At 61.8% G+C, this 18,078-nt stretch carries 20 protein-coding genes; 9 read left to right on the forward strand and 11 right to left on the reverse strand.

Annotated features, from left to right (window positions below; translation table 11 throughout):
- The first annotated feature begins 12 nt into the window (after positions 1–12).
- Both pdxH and B4M43_RS01775 read left to right on the forward strand, forming a co-directional pair.
- Positions 13–660 carry a pyridoxamine 5'-phosphate oxidase gene (gene pdxH, locus B4M43_RS01770; protein ID WP_296263555.1) on the forward strand — a complete coding sequence of 216 codons (648 nt, stop codon included), beginning with the start codon at positions 13–15 and terminating at the stop codon, positions 658–660.
- 194 nt (positions 661–854) lie between these two features.
- Positions 855–1,319: a glycine zipper 2TM domain-containing protein gene (locus B4M43_RS01775; RefSeq protein WP_296263556.1), complete on the forward strand. Its 465-nt coding sequence runs from the start codon at positions 855–857 to the stop codon at positions 1,317–1,319.
- Positions 1,320–1,411: 92 nt separating this feature from the next.
- On the opposite strand, the gene B4M43_RS01780 is transcribed toward B4M43_RS01775, so the two are convergent.
- The 7 genes from B4M43_RS01780 to B4M43_RS01810 form a co-directional block, all read right to left on the reverse strand.
- Positions 1,412–3,028 (reverse strand): NAD(P)/FAD-dependent oxidoreductase, encoded by a 1,617-nt coding sequence (locus B4M43_RS01780; RefSeq protein ID WP_296263558.1) that lies wholly within the window; start codon positions 3,026–3,028, stop codon positions 1,412–1,414.
- A 104-nt stretch (positions 3,029–3,132) separates the two neighbouring features.
- Complete coding sequence (locus B4M43_RS01785; protein WP_296263560.1) at positions 3,133–3,807, reverse strand: COG3650 family protein; 675 nt, start codon at positions 3,805–3,807, stop codon at positions 3,133–3,135.
- 121 nt (positions 3,808–3,928) lie between these two features.
- Complete coding sequence (locus B4M43_RS01790) at positions 3,929–4,630, reverse strand: ABC transporter ATP-binding protein (protein ID WP_296263562.1); 702 nt, start codon at positions 4,628–4,630, stop codon at positions 3,929–3,931.
- Positions 4,631–5,398 (reverse strand): high-affinity branched-chain amino acid ABC transporter ATP-binding protein LivG, encoded by a 768-nt coding sequence (gene livG, locus B4M43_RS01795; RefSeq protein ID WP_296263563.1) that lies wholly within the window; start codon positions 5,396–5,398, stop codon positions 4,631–4,633.
- The gene (locus B4M43_RS01800; RefSeq protein ID WP_296263567.1) at positions 5,395–6,651 is read right to left on the reverse strand and encodes a high-affinity branched-chain amino acid ABC transporter permease LivM; all 1,257 of its coding nucleotides are present in this window, start codon (positions 6,649–6,651) and stop codon (positions 5,395–5,397) included. Before B4M43_RS01800 ends, livG begins: the two co-directional genes overlap by 4 nt.
- Positions 6,648–7,571, reverse strand: a complete 924-nt coding sequence (gene livH, locus B4M43_RS01805; RefSeq protein WP_296263568.1) for a high-affinity branched-chain amino acid ABC transporter permease LivH — start codon at positions 7,569–7,571, stop codon at positions 6,648–6,650. Before livH ends, B4M43_RS01800 begins: the two co-directional genes overlap by 4 nt.
- A 222-nt stretch (positions 7,572–7,793) precedes the next feature.
- Positions 7,794–8,909 carry a branched-chain amino acid ABC transporter substrate-binding protein gene (locus B4M43_RS01810; RefSeq protein ID WP_296263570.1) on the reverse strand — a complete coding sequence of 372 codons (1,116 nt, stop codon included), beginning with the start codon at positions 8,907–8,909 and terminating at the stop codon, positions 7,794–7,796.
- Positions 8,910–9,266: 357 nt separating this feature from the next.
- On the opposite strand from B4M43_RS01810, the gene B4M43_RS01815 reads away from it, so the two are divergent.
- Positions 9,267–9,578: a DUF2288 domain-containing protein gene (locus tag B4M43_RS01815; protein WP_296263571.1), complete on the forward strand. Its 312-nt coding sequence runs from the start codon at positions 9,267–9,269 to the stop codon at positions 9,576–9,578.
- Positions 9,579–9,735: 157 nt separating this feature from the next.
- Positions 9,736–10,623: an NAD(P)-dependent oxidoreductase gene (locus B4M43_RS01820; RefSeq protein WP_296263573.1), complete on the forward strand. Its 888-nt coding sequence runs from the start codon at positions 9,736–9,738 to the stop codon at positions 10,621–10,623.
- Between the two features lie 51 nt (positions 10,624–10,674).
- On the opposite strand, the gene rapA is transcribed toward B4M43_RS01820, so the two are convergent.
- Complete coding sequence (gene rapA / locus B4M43_RS01825; RefSeq protein ID WP_296263575.1) at positions 10,675–13,524, reverse strand: RNA polymerase-associated protein RapA; 2,850 nt, start codon at positions 13,522–13,524, stop codon at positions 10,675–10,677.
- Positions 13,525–13,641: 117 nt separating this feature from the next.
- Between rapA and B4M43_RS01830 the strand changes: the two genes are divergently transcribed.
- The 5 genes from B4M43_RS01830 to B4M43_RS01850 all read left to right on the forward strand — a co-directional run bounded on the left by B4M43_RS01830 (position 13,642) and on the right by B4M43_RS01850 (position 15,727).
- The gene (locus B4M43_RS01830; RefSeq protein WP_296263577.1) at positions 13,642–14,334 is read left to right on the forward strand and encodes a M949_RS01915 family surface polysaccharide biosynthesis protein; all 693 of its coding nucleotides are present in this window, start codon (positions 13,642–13,644) and stop codon (positions 14,332–14,334) included.
- A gap of 115 nt (positions 14,335–14,449) precedes the next feature.
- Positions 14,450–14,782 (forward strand): aspartate-semialdehyde dehydrogenase, encoded by a 333-nt coding sequence (locus B4M43_RS01835; protein WP_296263579.1) that lies wholly within the window; start codon positions 14,450–14,452, stop codon positions 14,780–14,782.
- Between the two features lie 62 nt (positions 14,783–14,844).
- Entirely contained in the window at positions 14,845–15,006 is a 162-nt protein-coding gene (locus B4M43_RS01840; protein WP_296263581.1) for a hypothetical protein, read from the forward strand.
- A gap of 133 nt (positions 15,007–15,139) precedes the next feature.
- A complete protein-coding gene (ccoM, locus tag B4M43_RS01845) occupies positions 15,140–15,256 on the forward strand; it encodes a cytochrome c oxidase subunit CcoM (RefSeq protein WP_296263584.1) in 117 nt (38 codons plus the stop codon).
- Positions 15,257–15,379: 123 nt separating this feature from the next.
- Positions 15,380–15,727 (forward strand): DUF2025 family protein, encoded by a 348-nt coding sequence (locus tag B4M43_RS01850; protein ID WP_296263586.1) that lies wholly within the window; start codon positions 15,380–15,382, stop codon positions 15,725–15,727.
- Here the strand turns inward: B4M43_RS01850 and B4M43_RS01855 are convergent.
- The 3 genes from B4M43_RS01855 to B4M43_RS01865 form a co-directional block, all read right to left on the reverse strand.
- On the reverse strand, positions 15,696–16,769 hold the full coding sequence (locus B4M43_RS01855) for a diguanylate cyclase (protein WP_296263588.1): 1,074 nt from the start codon (positions 16,767–16,769) through the stop codon (positions 15,696–15,698). The two genes, B4M43_RS01850 and B4M43_RS01855, sit on opposite strands and share 32 nt — an antisense overlap.
- A 184-nt stretch (positions 16,770–16,953) precedes the next feature.
- Positions 16,954–17,853 carry a formate/nitrite transporter family protein gene (locus tag B4M43_RS01860; RefSeq protein WP_296263591.1) on the reverse strand — a complete coding sequence of 300 codons (900 nt, stop codon included), beginning with the start codon at positions 17,851–17,853 and terminating at the stop codon, positions 16,954–16,956.
- A 27-nt stretch (positions 17,854–17,880) separates the two neighbouring features.
- The coding region (locus B4M43_RS01865; protein WP_296263594.1) for a hypothetical protein at positions 17,881–18,078 on the reverse strand (198 nt) is incomplete at its 5' end.

Here is an 18,078-nt window from a genome sequence, read left to right on the forward strand (position 1 = left end):
AGGAACGCTGGAATGACTTCGTCTCTGGCCGACATGCGCCGTGACTACACCCGGGATGGCTTGGTCGAGGACCAAGCCCCTGACGAGCCCTTCAGCCTCTTTAAACAATGGTTCGCCGACGCCGTGCAGACCGAGCAGGCGCCGGTCGAAGCCAACGCCATGACCCTGGCCACGGTCGACGCCGACGGTCGCCCGCATTGCCGGGTGTTGCTGCTCAAGGGGTTGGACGACCGAGGCTTCACCTTCTTCACCAACTACGACAGCGCAAAAGGCCAGCAACTGGCTGCGCGGCCTTTCGCCGCCATTACCTTCTTCTGGCCGGCGCTGGAGCGTCAGGTGCGGATCGAGGGCCGGGTCGAAAAAGTCTCGGCGCAAGAGTCGGACGCCTACTACCAGGTTCGCCCTTTGGGCAGCCGCCTGGGCGCCTGGGCCTCGCCACAGAGCCAGGTGATCGCTGATCGTGAAGCGTTGCAAGCCTTGGTCAAGGCAACCGAAGCGCGCTTTTCCGACACCCAGCCCCATTGCCCCGAGCACTGGGGCGGTTACCGCCTGGTGCCTGATCGCATCGAGTTCTGGCAGGGACGCCCCAGCCGGCTGCACGACCGGCTGAACTACCGTCTCGACCAGGGGCATTGGCAACGCGAGCGTCTAGCGCCCTGAGCCGACTGGCGCCGTTGCTGCACACACAATGCAACAATCGGCGCCCCCTTTCTGTCACATCTCCATAAGGCATTCATGTCGTGAACGGTGCAAGCTGTCCGCGGGCTGAACGACATGCTTTTTTCTTCGCCATGACCGTGACAGCCGTCACCGCGCGGCGTCTAATGAACACCTTACCAACGGAGATTCCACCCATGCGTAAATCCGCTTTGCTGGTAGCGACCTTCACTACCGCGTCGCTGTTGCTTGGAGGCTGTGCTTCCAACCTGACCGGCGACAGCTACTCCCGTGACGAAGCCCGCCGCGTGCAGACCGTACGCCTGGGCACCATCGAATCCCTGCGTCCGGTGAAGATCGAGGGCACCAAAACGCCGATCGGCGGTGGCGCGGGCGCAGTGGTCGGCGGTGTGGCGGGCAGCGCCATCGGTGGCGGTCGTGGCAGCTTGGTGGCGGCTGTGATCGGTGCGGTCGCAGGTGGCCTGGCCGGCTCGGCAGCCGAAGAGGGCCTGACCCGCACCCAAGGGGTCGAGATCACCGTGCGTGAAGACGACGGCAGCATGCGCTCCTACGTGCAGCAGGTGCAGCAGAACGAAGTGTTTCGCGTCGGCGAGCGCGTTCGCATCATGACGGTCGATGGCACCAGCCGCGTTTCCCACTGATCACGCTGGCAACAAAAAACCCGACAGGCCTAGCCTGTCGGGTTTTTTTATGGTTTCGATCCAAACAGCGCAAGCCATTCAGGCGAGCGGGATCAAGCCTGGTGCGCACCGAGCATTGCAGTGGCCACCGCCTCGGCGATGCGAATACCGTCGACGCCTGCCGAAAGAATGCCCCCCGCATAACCGGCCCCTTCACCCGCCGGGAACAGGCCCTTGAGGTTGACGCTCTGGAAATCCAGGCCGCGGGTGATGCGCAGCGGCGAAGAGGTGCGCGTTTCCAGACCGGTCAATACCGCGTCGTGCAGGCTATAGCCCTTGATCTGTCGCTCGAAGGCCGGTAACGCCTCGCGGATCGCTTCGATGGCGAAGGCCGGCAGGCTCGTCGCCAGATCGCCCAGGGTGACGCCGGGTTTGTAGGACGGCTCGACACTGCCCAGCGCCGTCGACGGCCGGCCTGCGATGAAGTCCCCGACCAATTGCGCCGGTGCCTGATAGTTGCGACCGCCCATCTCATAGGCCAGTGTTTCGAGGCGTTCCTGCAACTCGATGCCGGCCAATGGTCCGCCTGGGTAGTCACGCTCTGGATCGATACCGACCACCAGCCCCGAGTTGGCGTTGCGTTCGTTACGCGAGTACTGGCTCATTCCGTTGGTGACGACCCGTCCTGGCTCGCTGGTCGCAGCCACTACGGTACCGCCAGGGCACATGCAGAAGCTGTAGACCGAACGGCCATTCTTGGCGTGGTAGACCAGTTTGTAATCCGCAGCGCCCAGTTTCGGGTGGCCGGCATACTTGCCCAGGCGCGCCTTATCGATGAGCGTCTGCGGGTGCTCGATACGAAAGCCCACGGAGAACGGCTTGGCCTCCATGAACACACCCTTGGCGTGCAGCATGCGGAAGGTGTCGCGGGCACTATGGCCCAAGGCCAGAACTACATGCCGCGACAGCAGCTGCTCGCCGCTTTCCAGCACCACGCCCGCCAGCTGGTCGCCTTCGATCAGCAGGTCGCTGACTTTTTGCTCGAAGCGCACTTCGCCGCCCAAGGCGATGATCTCCTGACGCATGGTCTCGACCATGCCGGTCAGACGGAAGGTGCCGATGTGCGGCTTGTTGATGTAGAGAATCTCGTCCGGCGCGCCGGCCTTGACGAACTCTTCCAGCACCTTGCGGCCGTGGTGCAAGGGGTCTTTGATCTGGCTGTACAGCTTGCCGTCGGAGAACGTGCCCGCACCGCCTTCGCCGAACTGCACGTTGGACTCGGGGTTGAGTTCGCTCTTGCGCCACAGGCCCCAGGTGTCCTTGGTGCGCTGGCGCACTTCCTTGCCACGCTCCAGCACGATGGGCTTGAAGCCCATCTGCGCCAGTAGCAGCGCAGCAAAAATGCCACAAGGCCCGAATCCCACGACCAAGGGGCGTTCCTCGAGCTCGCTGGGCGCATGGCCGACGTATTGGTAGGTCACTTCCGGCGCCGGGCCGACGTTGCGGTCGTCCTCGAACCTGCGTAGCAGCTCGGCTTCGTTGCTGGTCTCCAGGTCGATGGTGTAGATGAACAGCAGCTCGCTGTTCTTCTTGCGCGCATCGTAGCTGCGCTTGAATAGCGTGAAGCCGAGCAGTTGTTCATCGGCGATGTCCAGGCGCTGCACGATGGCTTCGCGCAGCGCTTCATCGGGATGATCCAGGGGCAGCTTCAGTTCGTTGATTCGTAGCATGACAAGGTCCACTCTCCCGGCCCGGGATGGCCGGCGGCTTTAAACAAACGGCGGAGTATAAGGGTTTCGCTGCCATCGCTGGCAGCGTAAACGCATCCTTCCGATCAGTTGTCCCGCGCGCCGCCGAAGTAGCCGCAGCCCTGCAAGGTCTGGCCGTCGATGCGCAGCTCGGTGCGCAGGTGGCGAATGGCGCCGGTGGAAGGGTCGACGCAGCGCTGTGGGGCGGCCCACAGTTCCACATGTTGGCCATTGGCCTCGCTGGTCAGGCTCAGGCCACCGCCGGGAATTTCCTCTTCGAGGAACGGCAAGGGCAGCGGCTCCTTGCCCGCGCGCTCGACGATCATGCCGCGGCCACTGGCCTTGACGTTCCAGTCGGGGGAGTGGCCCTCGGCGCGCAGGGTCAACTGCTTGAAATTAGGGTCCATACAGCCATCGCCCGCAGGCTCCAGGCGGTACAGGCGCTGCACGTCGAACTGCCCCTGGCTGTCGACCTGACGGCTACCGCCCAGGCGACCGCGCAAGTCGGCGAACAGCCGGGTCTTGGCGTCTGGCGCCAGGTTGTCGGCTTCCTGCAACAGGCCAGTGTTGCCAGCGTCGTTGACTACGAAACGACGGCTCTCGTTGCACGGCTGGAACAGCAGCTTGCCGTCGCTGGCGCTCAGCTCGCCTTGCAGGCGGGTACCGCCGACGTTCGGGTCGCTTGGGGGATCGGCCAGCAACTGGCAGCCGGCGAACAGCGGCAACAAGGCGGCGAGCAACAGCGTGGAAGTGGCGCGCATGGGTAGCTCCAGCGTTATGGCGAAAAGAGGGGCACGTTACCGAGCCAGAACGTCGAGCTCAAGGGGCGCTGGATTCATGGCAAAAAGGGTGGGCAGAAAAAAGGGCCCGAAGGCCCTTGGTTCAACCGCCCAGGTACGCGTCGCGCACTTTCGGGTCCACCAGCAGCGCCTCGCCCGTGCCCTGCATCACCACATGGCCGTTTTCCAGCACATAGGCGCGATCGGCCACTTTCAGCGCCTGGTTGGCGTTCTGTTCGACCAGGAATACCGTCACACCATCGCGGCGCAGCTGTTCGATGATGTCGAAGATCTGCTGGATGATGATCGGCGCCAGGCCCAGCGAGGGTTCGTCGAGCAGCAATAGCTTGGGCTTGCTCATCAACGCCCGACCGATGGCCAGCATCTGCTGTTCCCCGCCCGACATGGTGCCGCCGCGTTGCACGTAGCGTTCCTTTAGCCGCGGGAACAGGTGCAGCACCTTGTCGAGCTGCTCCTGGTAATCGCCCTTGTTGGTGAAGAAGCCGCCCATGGCCAGGTTCTCTTCCACCGTCAGGCGGGCGAACACGCGGCGGCCTTCGGGCACCACGGCGATGCTCTTGCGCATGATCAGCGAGGAGGGCTGGCCCACCAGCTCTTCACCCAGGTACTTGATGCTGCCGCTGTGGGCCTGAGGCGACCCGCACAACGTCATCAGCAGGGTCGACTTGCCCGCGCCGTTGGCGCCGATCAGGGTGACGATCTCGCCCTGGTTGATCTCGACGTTGACGCTGTGCAGCGCCTGGATCTTGCCGTAGAAGGTGGAAACGTTTTCGAACTTGAGCATTTACGCCTCCCCCAGGTAGGCCTTGATCACGTCAGGATTGTCGCGAATCGCTTCGGGCGTGCCGTCGGCCAAGGGCGTGCCCTGATTGATCACCACGATGTGGTCGGAAATGCTCATCACCAGTTTCATGTCGTGCTCGATCAGCAGCACGGTCAGGTCATGGGATTCGCGCAGATAGCCGATCAGCGCCTTCAGGTCCTCGGTTTCCTTCGGGTTCAGGCCCGCAGCGGGCTCGTCGAGCATGATGATGCGCGGCTGGGTCATCATGCAGCGGGCGATTTCCAGGCGCCGTTGCTGGCCGTAGGCGAGGGTGCCGGCGGTGCGGTTGGCGAATTCGGTCAGGTTGACCTTGTCCAGCCAATAGGCCGCGCGCTCCATGGCCTCCTTTTCGCTGCGGCGAAAGCCTGGCGTCTTGAACAGACCGGCGAAGAAGTTGGTGTTCAAGTGACGGTGCTGGGCGATCAGCAGGTTTTCCAGCGCGGTCATCTCCTTGAACAGGCGTACGTTCTGGAACGTGCGCACCACGCCCTTGCGGGCGATAAGATGGCCGGGCAAGCCCTGGATCGGCTGGCCGTCGAGCAGGATGCTGCCGCCGCTGGGCTTGTAGAAGCCCGTCAGGCAGTTGAAGACGGTGGTCTTGCCGGCCCCGTTCGGGCCGATCAGCGCCACTACCTGTTTTTCCTTGACGGTCAAGGCCACGCCGTTGACCGCCAACAAGCCGCCAAAGCGCATGCTCAAGCCGCTGACCTTCAGAATTTCGCGGCTCATCGACGCAGCTCCATGTGGGGACGTTGCATTGGCAGCAGACCTTGCGGGCGCCAGATCATCATCAGCACCATCATGGCGCCGAACATCAGCATCCGGTACTCGCTGAACTCGCGCATCAGCTCGGGCAGCAGGATCATCACGATGGCCGCGAGGATCACGCCCAGTTGCGAGCCCATGCCGCCCAGCACCACGATGGCGAGGATGATCGCCGATTCGATGAAGGTGAAGGATTCCGGCGTCACCAGCCCTTGGCGTGCGGCGAAGAAGCTGCCGGCGAAACCTGCGAAGGTCGCGCCCAGGGTGAAGGCCGAGAGCTTGATGATGGTCGGGTTCAGACCCAGGGCGCGGCAGGCGATCTCGTCTTCACGCAGCGCTTCCCAGGCGCGGCCGATGGGCATGCGCAGCAACCGGTTGATGACGAACAAAGCCACCAGCGCCAGTACCAGGGCGACCAGGTACAGGAAGATGACCTTGTTCATCGAGTTGTACGGCAAGCCGAAATACTCATGGAACGTCTGCATGCCTTCGGCGGCGCGGCGCTCGAACGTCAGGCCGAAGAAGGTCGGCTTTTCGATGTTGCTGATGCCGTTCGGCCCGCCGGTCCAGTCGGTGAGGTTGCGCAGGAACAGGCGGATGATCTCGCCGAATCCCAGGGTCACGATGGCCAGGTAGTCGCCGCGTAGGCGCAGCACGGGGAAGCCCAGCAGGAAACCGAAGGTCGCGGCCATCAGGCCGGCGATCGGCAGGCAGATCCAGAAGCCCCAGCCCAGGTAGTGCGAGAGCATCGCGTAGCTGTAGGCGCCGACGGCGTAGAAGCCCACGTAGCCCAGGTCCAAAAGCCCCGCCAGGCCCACCACGATGTTCAGGCCCAGGCCCAGCATCACGTAGATGAGGATCAGGGTGGCGATGTCCACCGCCCCGCGCGAGCCGAAGAACGGCCAGGCGAGCGCCGCCACGACCAGCCCGAGGATGATCCAGCGTTGCGTCTTGGGCAGGGTCAGGAAGTTGCTGACCGAGGCGGGTACCAGCGTGCGCCCTGAGCGTTGGCCGAGGGTCGCGCTCCATTGCCGGTCGAACAATACGCGCAGGAACATCAGCACCGAGCACACGGCGATCACCGTCAGGGTGAACTCGCCTTGGCTGTGCACCACCAGGTGGATGCCGTCGATGCTCAGCTTCAGCCCCAGCACCGGAAACGCCACCGCCCAGACCAGCACGGCGCTGAACAGCGCCTGTTTAAGATTTTTGTTCATACTTTCTCAACCTCCGGACGGCCCAGAATGCCGGTCGGCCGGAACAGCAGGACGAGGACCAGCAGGCCGAACGCCACGACGTCCTTGTACTGGTCACCGAAAATGTCGGCGCCGAAGGCTTCGGCCACCCCAAGCACCAGCCCACCGAGCATGGCGCCCGGGATGCTGCCGATGCCGCCCAGTACCGCGGCGGTGAATGCCTTGAGGCCGACCAGGAAGCCTGCGTTGGGGTTGATCACGCCGTATTGCATGCTCAGCAGCACCGCCGCGACGGCTGCCAGCGCGGCACCGATGACGAAGGTCAGGGCGATGATGTTGTTGGTGTTGATGCCCAGCAGGTTGGCCATCTTCAGGTCTTCGGCGCAGGCGCGGCAGGCGCGGCCCAGGCGTGAGCGGGAGATGAACAGGGTCAGCAGAGTCATGGCGACCAGGGTGACGACGAACACCAGGATCTGCATGTACGAGACCAGGACCTCTTCCGCACCGCCCGGCCCGAAGGAGAAGCTTCCCGGAATCAGGTTGGGGATGGATTTGTCCTTGGAGTCTTGCGACAGCAGCACGGTGTTCTGCAGGAAGATCGACATGCCGATGGCTGAAATCAGCGGAATCAGGCGGTTGCTGTTGCGCAGCGGCCGATAGGCCACCCGCTCGATGCTGTAGCCATAGGCACTGGTGACGAAGATGGTCGCCACGAACGCGACGGTCATCAGGATCGGCAGCGAGTCGATGCCCATCATGGCCAACCCCGCCAGGGCGATGAAGGCCACGTAGGAACCGATCATGTACACCTCGCCGTGGGCGAAGTTGATCATGCCGATGATGCCGTACACCATCGTGTAGCCGATGGCGATCAGGGCATAGGTGCTGCCGATGGTCAATCCGTTAACCAGTTGTTGGAAGAAGTGATAGAGCTCGGGCATTGAAGCGCTCCTAAAAACCTGACGTGCATTCGCTGGCGGGGGATAACCCGGCACGCTTCATGGCCTGGGCGACGAAGACGGGCTTGGCCAGGGAACCGCGGGTGACGGTTTTAAGATTTTCAGGTGGGGGGTTGCCGGATCGCGGCAATCGGCCCATGAACCTCGTAAAACAAAGCCCACTGCTCGCACAGTGGGCTTGTGGGTCAACCAGTGATCGGACCGTTACTGAGGGGACACTTCGGTTTTAGGCTTGCCGAAGTGCCATTCGTAGACCACGAACTTGAAGTCCTTCAGGTCGCCTTTGTCGTCGAAGGACAGTTCGCCGGTCGGCGTCTTGAAGGTGCCCTTGTGGATGGCTGCGGCCACTTTGTCGGTGTCGGCGCTGCCGGCTTGCTTGATGCCTTCGGCGATCACTTCCACGGCCGAGTAGGACGGGAACACGAACGGACCGCTCGGGTCTTTGTTGTCGGCCTTGATGGCGTCGACGATGGCCTTGTTCTCTGGGTCGGCGTCGAAGGATTTCGGCAGGGTCACCAGCAGGCCTTCCGAAGCGTTCTGGGCGATCTGCGAGATGGAGTCGTTGCCGACGCCTTCAGGCCCCATGAACTTGGCTTTCAAGCCTTTTTCCTGAGCCTGGCGCAGAATCAGGCCCAGCTCTGGGTGGTAACCACCGTAGTAGACGAAGTCGACGTTGTTCTGCTTGAGCTTCTGGATGACCGAGGAGAAATCCTTGTCGCCGGCGTTGAGGCCTTCGAACACGGCGACCTTGGTGCCTTTGCTTTCGAGGGTCTGCTTGACCGCAGTGGCGATGCCCTCGCCGTACTGCTGCTTGTCGTGCAGCACCGCAACGACCTTGGGTTTGACGTGGTCGGCGATGTAGTTGCCCGCGGCCGGGCCCTGGGCGCTGTCCAGACCGATGGTGCGGAAGATCATCTTGTAGCCGCGGCTGGTGATTTCCGGGCTGGTGGCGGCCGGGGTGATCATGATCACGCCTTCGTCTTCGTAGATGTCCGAAGCAGGTTGAGTGGAGCTGGAGCACAGGTGGCCGACCACGAACTTGACGCCATCGTTGACCACTTTGTTGGCGACGGCCACGGCCTGCTTGGGATCGCACGCATCGTCGTATTCCTTGGCTTCGAGCATCTTGCCATCGATGCCGCCCTTGGCATTGATGTCCTTGATGGCCTGCTTGGCGCCTACGAACTGCATGTCGCCGTACTGAGTGACAGGGCCGGTCTTGGGCCCGGCGATACCGATCTTGATGGTATCGGCAGCGAAGGAATGGCTGGCCACACCGGCCAGTACCATTGCAGCGAACAGCTTGGAAATCTTGATCATAGTGCTCCACTCATCCTGTTGTAATTTTTATAGTCCTGGCGGCCAGGGCTACAGACCGGCGCGAGGATTGCGGTGCGAGACTGCCACTGCAAGCCTTGCTTCCCCTGGAACATGCTCCGGAACTGTACCGGTACAGTGTAGAGCGCTGTTCGAGCGCTTGAAAAGCCGGCACAGCGCTTCGAATTCAGGGGGTGTCGCGTGATCGATACAAAGATATATAAACGCGCCATTGGGCTCTGCTGGTTGCCCGGTACACATACGCGTTCGAGGCCAATCGATCAATTACGTGTTTGAAACCAGGGTTTTCTGCAAAAATAGCGGCCTTTTTTCATCAGCCATTTTCAATGCAAGGGCCCCATGACCGATCACACAAGCACCCTCTATGCCAAATTGCTCGGCGAGACGGCAATCATCGAATGGAAAGCCTTGGAGCGCTTCTGGGCCAAAGGTGACCTGATTTGGGTCGCGCCCGAGCTCGATCTGATCGAAGTCGCCGCCGCGATGGCGCAAAACCATAGCGAACACGTGGCCAAATGGCGTTCTGATGGCACTGTTTCGGCCGTGTCGAGCGAGGTGGCGCTCAGCCTGCAAACCCGCGATCCAGAGATATGGGCAGTGGTGGTATCGCCTTTCGTTCTGATTCAGGAAAAGACTCGTAACAACAAGTGATTTGTTTTGGTGCGAGGGCTTTGCGCTTGGCGCCATTTCAGGGCAATCCTGGTCGTGGCAAGGGTGCAGGTTGGTAACAACGCGTCGCCGCTTTGCACACTGAGGTAACAACTTACGCAGGGCGTAATAACTTGCGAATCATCTCGAGGGGGTATCCATGACTACTGCATTACCTTCATTGGGCTTTGCTGGCATCGGCCTGATGGGGTTGCCCATGTGCAAACGCCTGTTGGCAGCGGGTTATCCGCTGACGGTATGGAACCGCAGCCCTCGCAAGTGCGATGCATTGCTGGCGGCCGGTGCTCGTCTTGCCAGTACGCCCGCGCAGTTGTGCCAGGAAGCCGACATCGTCCTGACCTGCCTGGCGGACGTAGCGGCGGTGCGTGAGGTGGTGTTCGGCGCGCAGGGCCTCGCTTCGGCCGGGCGCGCCCATCAAGTGCTGGTAGACCTCTCGAGTGTCGAGCCGACAGCAACCCGTGAGATGGCCGCGGAACTCGCTGCCACTTGCGCCATGGCCTGGGTCGACGCTCCCGTGTCGGGCGGCGTGCAAGGCGCCCAGGCCGGCACCCTGGCGATCATGGTAGGGGGGGAAGCCGAACCGCTGCGGCGGGTGCGCGACGTTTTGCTGACCTTAGGCGAGCGCGTCACACACATGGGTGGGGTGGGGGCGGGGCAGGTGACCAAGGCCTGCAACCAGATGATCGTGGCCTGCAATGCGCTGGTGATTGCCGAAGCCGTGGCCTTGGCCGAGCGTTCAGGGGTGGATGCGCGCTTGCTCGCGCAAGCCCTGGCTGGTGGCTTTGCCGATTCCAAACCTTTGCAGATCCTGGCGCCGCAAATGGCCGAAAATCGCTTCACGCCGGTCAAGTGGCACGTGCGGACTCTGCTCAAGGATCTGGACGGCGCGGTGAAGCTTTCCCACGAACAGGGCTCGGCGACGCCAGTGAGCGGCTTGGCGGCGCAACTGATGCGGCTGCATGGTGGCAAGGGTCATCTGGATCACGACCCTGCCACCCTGGTGCAGCTGTATCGCCAGAAATCCTGAGTCGGCCTATACGCGCTTGTAGTAGCGCGCATAGGCCCAGCAGGGATCAGCTCAGCCGGCGACCAGAATGCGGATGGCTTCCAAGCGCAAGGCCGCTTTGTCGAGCATGGCGACCCCATCCTCACGCAGCTTGCGCAGCGCATCGAGTTCGGTGTCACGAACGTTGGGGTTGACCGTTTTGAGGGCGGTCATGCGCGCCAGCTCTTCATCCGCTTCCGCCGCCAGGCGGCGCTGCGCGTCGGCCACCCGCTGGATGTGGGCCGGCATGATCTTCTCTTCGCCCGCCGCGATACGCTTGGACAACACGTCGCGTTGGGCTTGGACGAACTTGTTGGCGCTGGCGCGCGGCACGCTTTCGAGCTGCTCGTTGAGGGTCTCGAACGCGACCTTGGAAGCCAAATCGTTGCCATTGGCATCGAGCAGGCAGCGCAGAGCGGCTGGCGGCAGGTAACGACCCAACTGCAGATGGCGCGGCGCGACCACCTCGCTGACGTACAACAACTCCAGCAATACGGTACCGGGCTTGAGTGCCTTGTTCTTGATCAGCGCCACCGAGGTGTTGCCCATCGAGCCCGACAAGACCAGGTCCATGCCACCCTGCACCATGGGGTGTTCCCAGGTGATGAACTGCATGTCCTCGCGCGACAGCGCCTGGCCACGGTCGTAGGTGATGGTCACACCCTCGTCGTCGCCGAGCGGGAAGCTGGCGTCGAGCATTTTCTCGCTGGGCTTGAGGATCAGCGCGTTCTCGGAGTGGTCCTCGCTGTCGATGCCGAAGGCGTCGAACAGCGTTTCCATGTAGATCGGCAGGGCGAACTGGTCGTCCTGTTCGAGGATCGCCTCGACCAATGCCTCGCCTTCGCCGGCCCCGCCGGAGTTGAGCTCCAGCAAGCGGTCGCGGCCACTGTGCAGGTCGGCTTCCAGGCGCTCGCGTTCGTTGCGCGCGTCGGCCACCAGCGCGTCCCAGGCCTGGCTGTCGCCACTGGCCAAGAGCGCCAGCAGGCGCGCGCCGAATTGATGCTGCAAGGCATTGCCGGTCGGGCAGGTGGCCAGAAACGCATTGAGCCCATCCTGATACCACTGGTACAGGCGCTCTTGCGGGCTGTCCTGCAAATACGGCACATGCAGCTCGATGGTGTGCTTCTGGCCGATCCGGTCCAGACGGCCGATGCGCTGCTCGAGCAGGTCGGGGTGCGCCGGCAGGTCGAACATCACCAGGTGATGGGCGAACTGGAAGTTGCGACCTTCGCTACCGATTTCCGAGCAGATCAGCACCTGGGCGCCGAACTCCTCATCGGCGAAGTAAGCCGCGGCGCGGTCGCGCTCGAGGATGTTCATCCCTTCGTGGAAAACCGTGGCAGGAATGCCTGAACGCACGCGCAGGGCGTCTTCCAGGTCCATCGCGGTTTCGGCGTGGGCGCAGATCACCAGAACCTTGGTGCGCTTGAGCATCTTCAAAGTGTCGATCAGCCAGTCCACGCGCGGATCGAATTGCCACCAGCGCACTTCTTCGATGTCGCCCAATCCCTGAGCCTGGAAGGCCACCTCCGGATACAGCTCGGCGCGCTCACTGGCATCGAGTTCGGTATAGCGCTCGGGATTGGGCAGGGGATAGGCGTGCAACTGACGCTCTGGGAAGCCCTGGATGGCGGCGCGGGTGTTGCGGAACAGCACGCGGCCGGTGCCGTGGCGGTCAAGCAATTCGCGGATCAGACGAGCACTGGCCTGGCTGTCGCCGTCATTGACGGCGGTGAGCAGGGCTTCGCCTTCTGCACCGAGGAAATTTCGGATGGTGTCGTGTGCCTGGCTGGATAGGCGTCCTTCGTCGAGCAGCGCCTGAACGGCTTCGGCGACGGGGCGGTAGTGCTCGCTCTCGGCGCGGAACGCGGTCAGGTCGTGGAAACGATCCGGGTCGAGCAGACGCAAGCGCGCGAAGTGGCTGTCCTGACCCAACTGCTCTGGGGTGGCAGTGAGCAGCAGGACGCCGTCGATCACTTGGGACAACTGCTCGACCAGCGCGTATTCGCGACTGGCGTGCTCTTCGTGCCAGACCAGGTGGTGCGCTTCGTCGACCACCATCAAGTCCCAGCCGGCCGCGAACAGCGCGTCCTGGGCCTTTTCATCCTCGACCAGCCACTCGAGCGCGACCAGGGCCAGTTGCGCATCTTCGAACGGGTTGCTGGCATCGCTTTCGATGAAGCGTTCGGCGTCGAACAGGGCCACTTCAAGGTTGAAGCGACGGCGCATTTCCACCAGCCACTGGTGCTGGAGGTTTTCCGGCACCAGGATCAGCACGCGGCTGGCGCGCCCTGACAGCAGTTGGCGATGGATCACCAAGCCCGCTTCGATCGTCTTGCCCAGGCCCACCTCGTCGGCCAGCAGTACGCGCGGCGCGATACGGTCGGCGACTTCACGGGCGATATGCAGCTGATGCGCGATAGGCTGAGCGCGTACGCCGCCCAGGCCCCACAGCGAAGACTGCATCTGCTTGCTGGTGTGCAGCAGCGTGTTGTAGCGCAGCGAGAACCACGGCATGGGGTCGATCTGCCCGGCGAACAGACGGTCGCTGGCCAAGCGGAACTGGATGAAGTTCGACAACTGCGTTTCGGGCAGCGTGCGTGGCTGGTTCTGCGCGTCCAGGCCGTGATAGACCATCAGGCCGTCGACGTCGTCGACTTCGCGTACGGTCAGTTTCCAGCCATCGAAGTGGGTGATCTGGTCACCTGGCGAGAAGCGCACCCGTGTCAACGGCGCGTTGCGCACGGCGTATTGCCGGGTTTCGCCGGTCGCCGGATAGAGCACAGTGAGCAGGCGGCCGTCCTGCGCCAGAATGGTGCCAAGGCCAAGCTCGGCTTCGCTGTCGCTGATCCAACGTTGCCCGGGTTGATACTGCTGCGCCATACTGGCTGAACTCCCGCGATGAAAAGCCGCCTATGGTAACGGATAGGTTCGGCCGGACCAATCAGTCTAGTGCGTTCATTGAACAATACTGCTTTGCCATGAGGAGCGAGGATCGAGATGCCTGCCAAGTACCGCTGGTTGAACGCTTGTGTGGCCATGGGTGGCGTTGTGCTGCTATCGGGCTGTGAGCGGAAACCTTTCGAAATACTGCCGCCCATTCCAACCGATCAATTGGAAGTGCTAGGCGTACAGGCACCGCTCAAGAGCGTGCATTTCCGCGATAAGCAGGGCGAAGGCTTATTGGTGCTGAGCCGGGTCGATGGGCAGGCCACCGACGCCGATACCGAGCAGGAAGTCGACCGTGTCGTGCTCAAGGCCACCTTATATGAACGCGCCGGCGACAAAGCCTTCACCCCGCGCTGGAACACCGAACAGGAAACCACCTGCGCCGGGCTCGACCTGGACGTCGACTTCTATACCGACGTCAGCGACGTGACCGACCTCGACGACAACGGTGTCGCCGAAGTGACCATCGCCAGCCATGCCTATTGTGGGGGTGGCATCGAACCGCAGGGCATCACCATCGAACTGCGTGAAGGGCAGTCGGTCTACGCTTTGACCGGCCAATCGCTCATTAGCCCGGCAGGTGAGGAACCCTTCGGCGGCGAGCGTGAAGACGGCGCTTCTTTCAAGAGTACGCCCAAGGCCTTGCGCGAGCACATGGAGAGCGTCTGGCAGCAGGTCTATAAGCGGCCGTGGAGTGAAGTCAGTGCGCCATCGGACGTCGACCCTGAGGACGACACTCAATAAAGGCGTGGCGTTTCGCGGGTGTTCTGCCTTTGGTCGTCGTACGCGCTCCATGTCGCCATGGCCGCTCATGGCGATCGGTATGGAGCCGATACAACGCTAATAAAGGAGACCCGCCATGCTGCCCCCGATCATTCCACTCAGCGCCGTACCCGTTACGTCCCAGCTCGATCCGGTCAAACCGACCCCGGACATTCCACCGGTGGTTCCGGTACAGACCACATCGGACGATACCGGCGTCGATCTTCGTCAGCGTCAGGACCCTCAGGAGCAAGCCTTGCTGTTGCTAGACGAGCAACGTAGGCGCCAACAGCAAAGGCAGCAGGGTCAAGATGCGGACGAGCGCTACAGCGCAGAGCCCGGCCATGAACTCAACGCTGACAACACCGTACCGGTGATAGCCATGGGTGAGCCAGTGCGCCAAGGCCTGCTGGTGGACATCGAGATCTGAGGGCTGGTCAGCGCCGGTACGCCCCGGCATCATTCACTTCTCTGCCCCCAGTCGAGCCTGTGATGAGTCAAGACAACCTGATCAATTTCGGCGCCGAGCGCGCCAAGCGCATTCACGACCTCAACGACAAGCGTCTGGACGAGATGCGCCAGGCGTTCGAGCAGGTTATGCCGCTGGCCAAAGCCGGCAAGCCCAAGCGCAAAGGCAAGTCCAAGAAGCGCTGAGCGCTGACTTGCGTCAATTTCCGCACCCCTTCGCGCGCTCGCTCCTGGGCGCCATTGACTTCGATCAATTCCCAGCCCTGCGCAACGGGTTACCTTGCATCCATCGGACGACGGCAAACGAATGGAGGTCGGCATGTTCCTCGACAATGTGGTTGTCGCAGGCGTGGTAACGGTCGGTTTGATGGTGGCGTTCTTTGTCGGTCTAGGCATTTTCATCTGGAAGGATTCCAGCAAGCGCAAACCGCGCTGATTCTTCCAGTTACACGAGCACGCAAGGCATTTAGGGCGACTTCGGTCGCCCATTTTTTTGCCTGGCGTTTCAGGTTCGCCCCGCTTGGCGCAAGCGGGCACTTGGCAGTCCAGGAGGTTAGGCATGTCCATCACGTCCCACGACATCTGCACAGCGGCTGACCAGCTCAAAGGACTGGTCGGCTTCCATCTCAAGCGTGGTACGCACATCGTCAGGTTTTCCGAAGACGCTTTTGGCCTCGACGTAGCCCAGGACAGCCTTCAGCCCTGCAGCGAGTTCGTCTGGCGTCCGGTGGGGGGAAAGCGCGTAGCGTTATGCCGCGCGCGGCTGACCCTGCTGCTCGAACAGCATGTGGACGATCGGCTGAATATTGGCGAGCCGTTGCGGCTGTACCTCAAACGCAGCGACGTGCCCGAGATCGTTGCCGAGCGGGTCGCGGTCACTCCGGCCAGGCCAGTCGAAGCCCAGTGAAGACCGGTTTGGCGACATCGACACGATCGCGTCCCTGGCGCTTGGCGTTGTAGAGCGCGCGATCGGCGTCTTCCAGCCACTGTTCGGAGTCGGCGAAGTCACCATGGAATGCGGAAAGGCCTATGCTCAGGCTGATGCGTAGTTCCGGCAGCTCGGGGTTTTGGTAACTGGCCGCTCGTTCGCGTAGGCGCTCCATGGCCAGGCAGGCATGTTCCTGAGTCGTTTTCGGGAAGATCACACAGAATTCGTCACCACCGTAGCGACCGGCCAAGTCGGTTTCCCGCAAGCTCTGCTTGAGCTCGGTGCTTAGATGGCGCAATACGCGGTCGCCTATCACATGGCCATAGGTGTCGTTGATCGTCTTGAAATGATCGATATCGATCAACGCGACAACCGCCATGCCATCGCGTTGCTGGCAGATGAGAAACTTGCGGCGCAGTCGATCCTTCCAGTAACCGTGGTTGAACAAGCCTGTGAGGCTGTCGGTTCGGCTCAGGTCGCTCAAGCGTTTCTTGTGTTCGGCAAGGTGCGTGGCCAGCTGGTAGGACACCCAGCCCAAGGCCATGGGGTACAGCGTCAGCATGGGAAGGCTGGCATAGACCTGCAGGTCGGTGGCGTGCAACTGCAAATGCGGTCCCAGTAGCGCCATGCCGAGCAGCATGCCGCTGGCTTGAGCCAAGGCGCCGCGCTGCACCAGGGTGCGCCCGCCGGCGGCGACATTGTTCATGGTCACCATCGAGAGGATGGTCAGGCTCGGCAAAGGGTTGAATTGCATGGCGGCCGCCCAGAAGCCGGCCATCAGCGAGTCGATCACCAAGTTGCGTTGCTCGGCGTGATAAGGCGCATGGGAGCGCATGGCCCAACGGTATGCGACATGTGGCCAGAGCACTCCGTTGACGAGCATCAGTACCCATACCCAAATGGGCGGCGCGATCGGAGCCAGCGCAGCGGTCACGGCCAGCATTCCTACGGTCTTGCCGAGGATGCGAGGCACGTAGATGCGCTTGACGAAGGAAAAGCCTTTGCCCGAGGTGGTGTCCATGATGGCGTCGATTCTTTGGGAAGGTGCGCGTTATCGCATAAGTTCCCAAATATTGTTGAACATTCGACAGGCTGTAGCTACTGACCTTGCAGGCCAAATCATGGTTGGTGGGGGCAGGGAAGGGTAGCGGCTTACTTATATAGAGGCCGCTGCACCGTTAAAGGTGGGGCAGCGGCCTTTTAGGTCACTTTTTTACGGATCGTTGCTTATCGTCGGAAGGCGATTCGTCCTTGAGTAGTTTCGACAGGCCCTGGCCAGTGTCGCTGCGTACCTGTGCATGACTGATCAGGCCAAAGATCAAGCTACCCCCTACGATGTTCCCGGCCAACGTGGGTAAGGCGAATTCCAATGCGAAGCGTTGCCAGGTCTCTTCACCTGCCCATACCAGGTAGGAGACTTCCACGGTGCCTACGACGATGTGGGTGAAATCGCCCAATGCCATCAGGTAGGTGATCAGCACGATGATCCAGATCTTGGCGTTTTCCACCGACGGGATCATCCAGACCAAGGTTGCGATCATCCAGCCAGAGATGATGCCTTTGGCGAACATCTGGCCAATGTCGTTTTCCATGACCTTGCGACCGATCTCCAGGAAGGCGATGTCGGTCTTATGGTCGAAGATCGGCAGCTCGAGCATGACCCAGGCCACGAAAATGGTACCGACGAGGTTGCCTAATAGCACGATGCCCCAAAGGCGTAGCAAGCGGCCGAAGTTGCTCAGTGTCGGTTTGGTCATGACCGGCAGGACGGCAGTGAGGGTGTTTTCTGTGAATAGCTGTTGACGCGCAATGATCACGGCCAGAAAACCTGCACAGTAACCGAAGCTTGCAATGGCATGGGACGCATCGCCTTCGGGAAGTCGCGAAGAGAGCAAGCCCATGGCCATGAACGATAGGCCCATGGTCAGGCCCGCTGCGAGTGCCGACCACCATAGAGCGGCGATGGTGCGCTCCAGCTCATGATCGCCCTGCGCTCTGATCATTTCGTGGAGTACGGCCGCGCGCGGGGGCTGGCGCTCGTCGACCTCCTGCTCCTCGTCTGCAGAGAGGCCAGGGGTCTTTTCGTCGTTGTTCTCGTCGTTCATGCCGGTGTGCTCGAAGGAGGGGATTATCTACAGATCGGTGAGGATTTGAATAGTTGCTTGGAATGAAGGGAGGGGAGCACCTTTTTTTACTTTAGGCGTTGACACGGCTTTGGAATAACGTATTATTCGCCTCCCGCAGCGATGCACTTCGAAGCGGGTTTGAAGTGGGAACTGAAGTGGCTTTGCCAAGCAGACGAAATCTTCAAAAAGGCAGTTGACAGCAGG

The sequence above is a fragment of the Pseudomonas sp. UBA6562 genome, assembly GCF_002434265.1.
In the GTDB taxonomy this organism is placed as follows: domain Bacteria; phylum Pseudomonadota; class Gammaproteobacteria; order Pseudomonadales; family Pseudomonadaceae; genus Aquipseudomonas.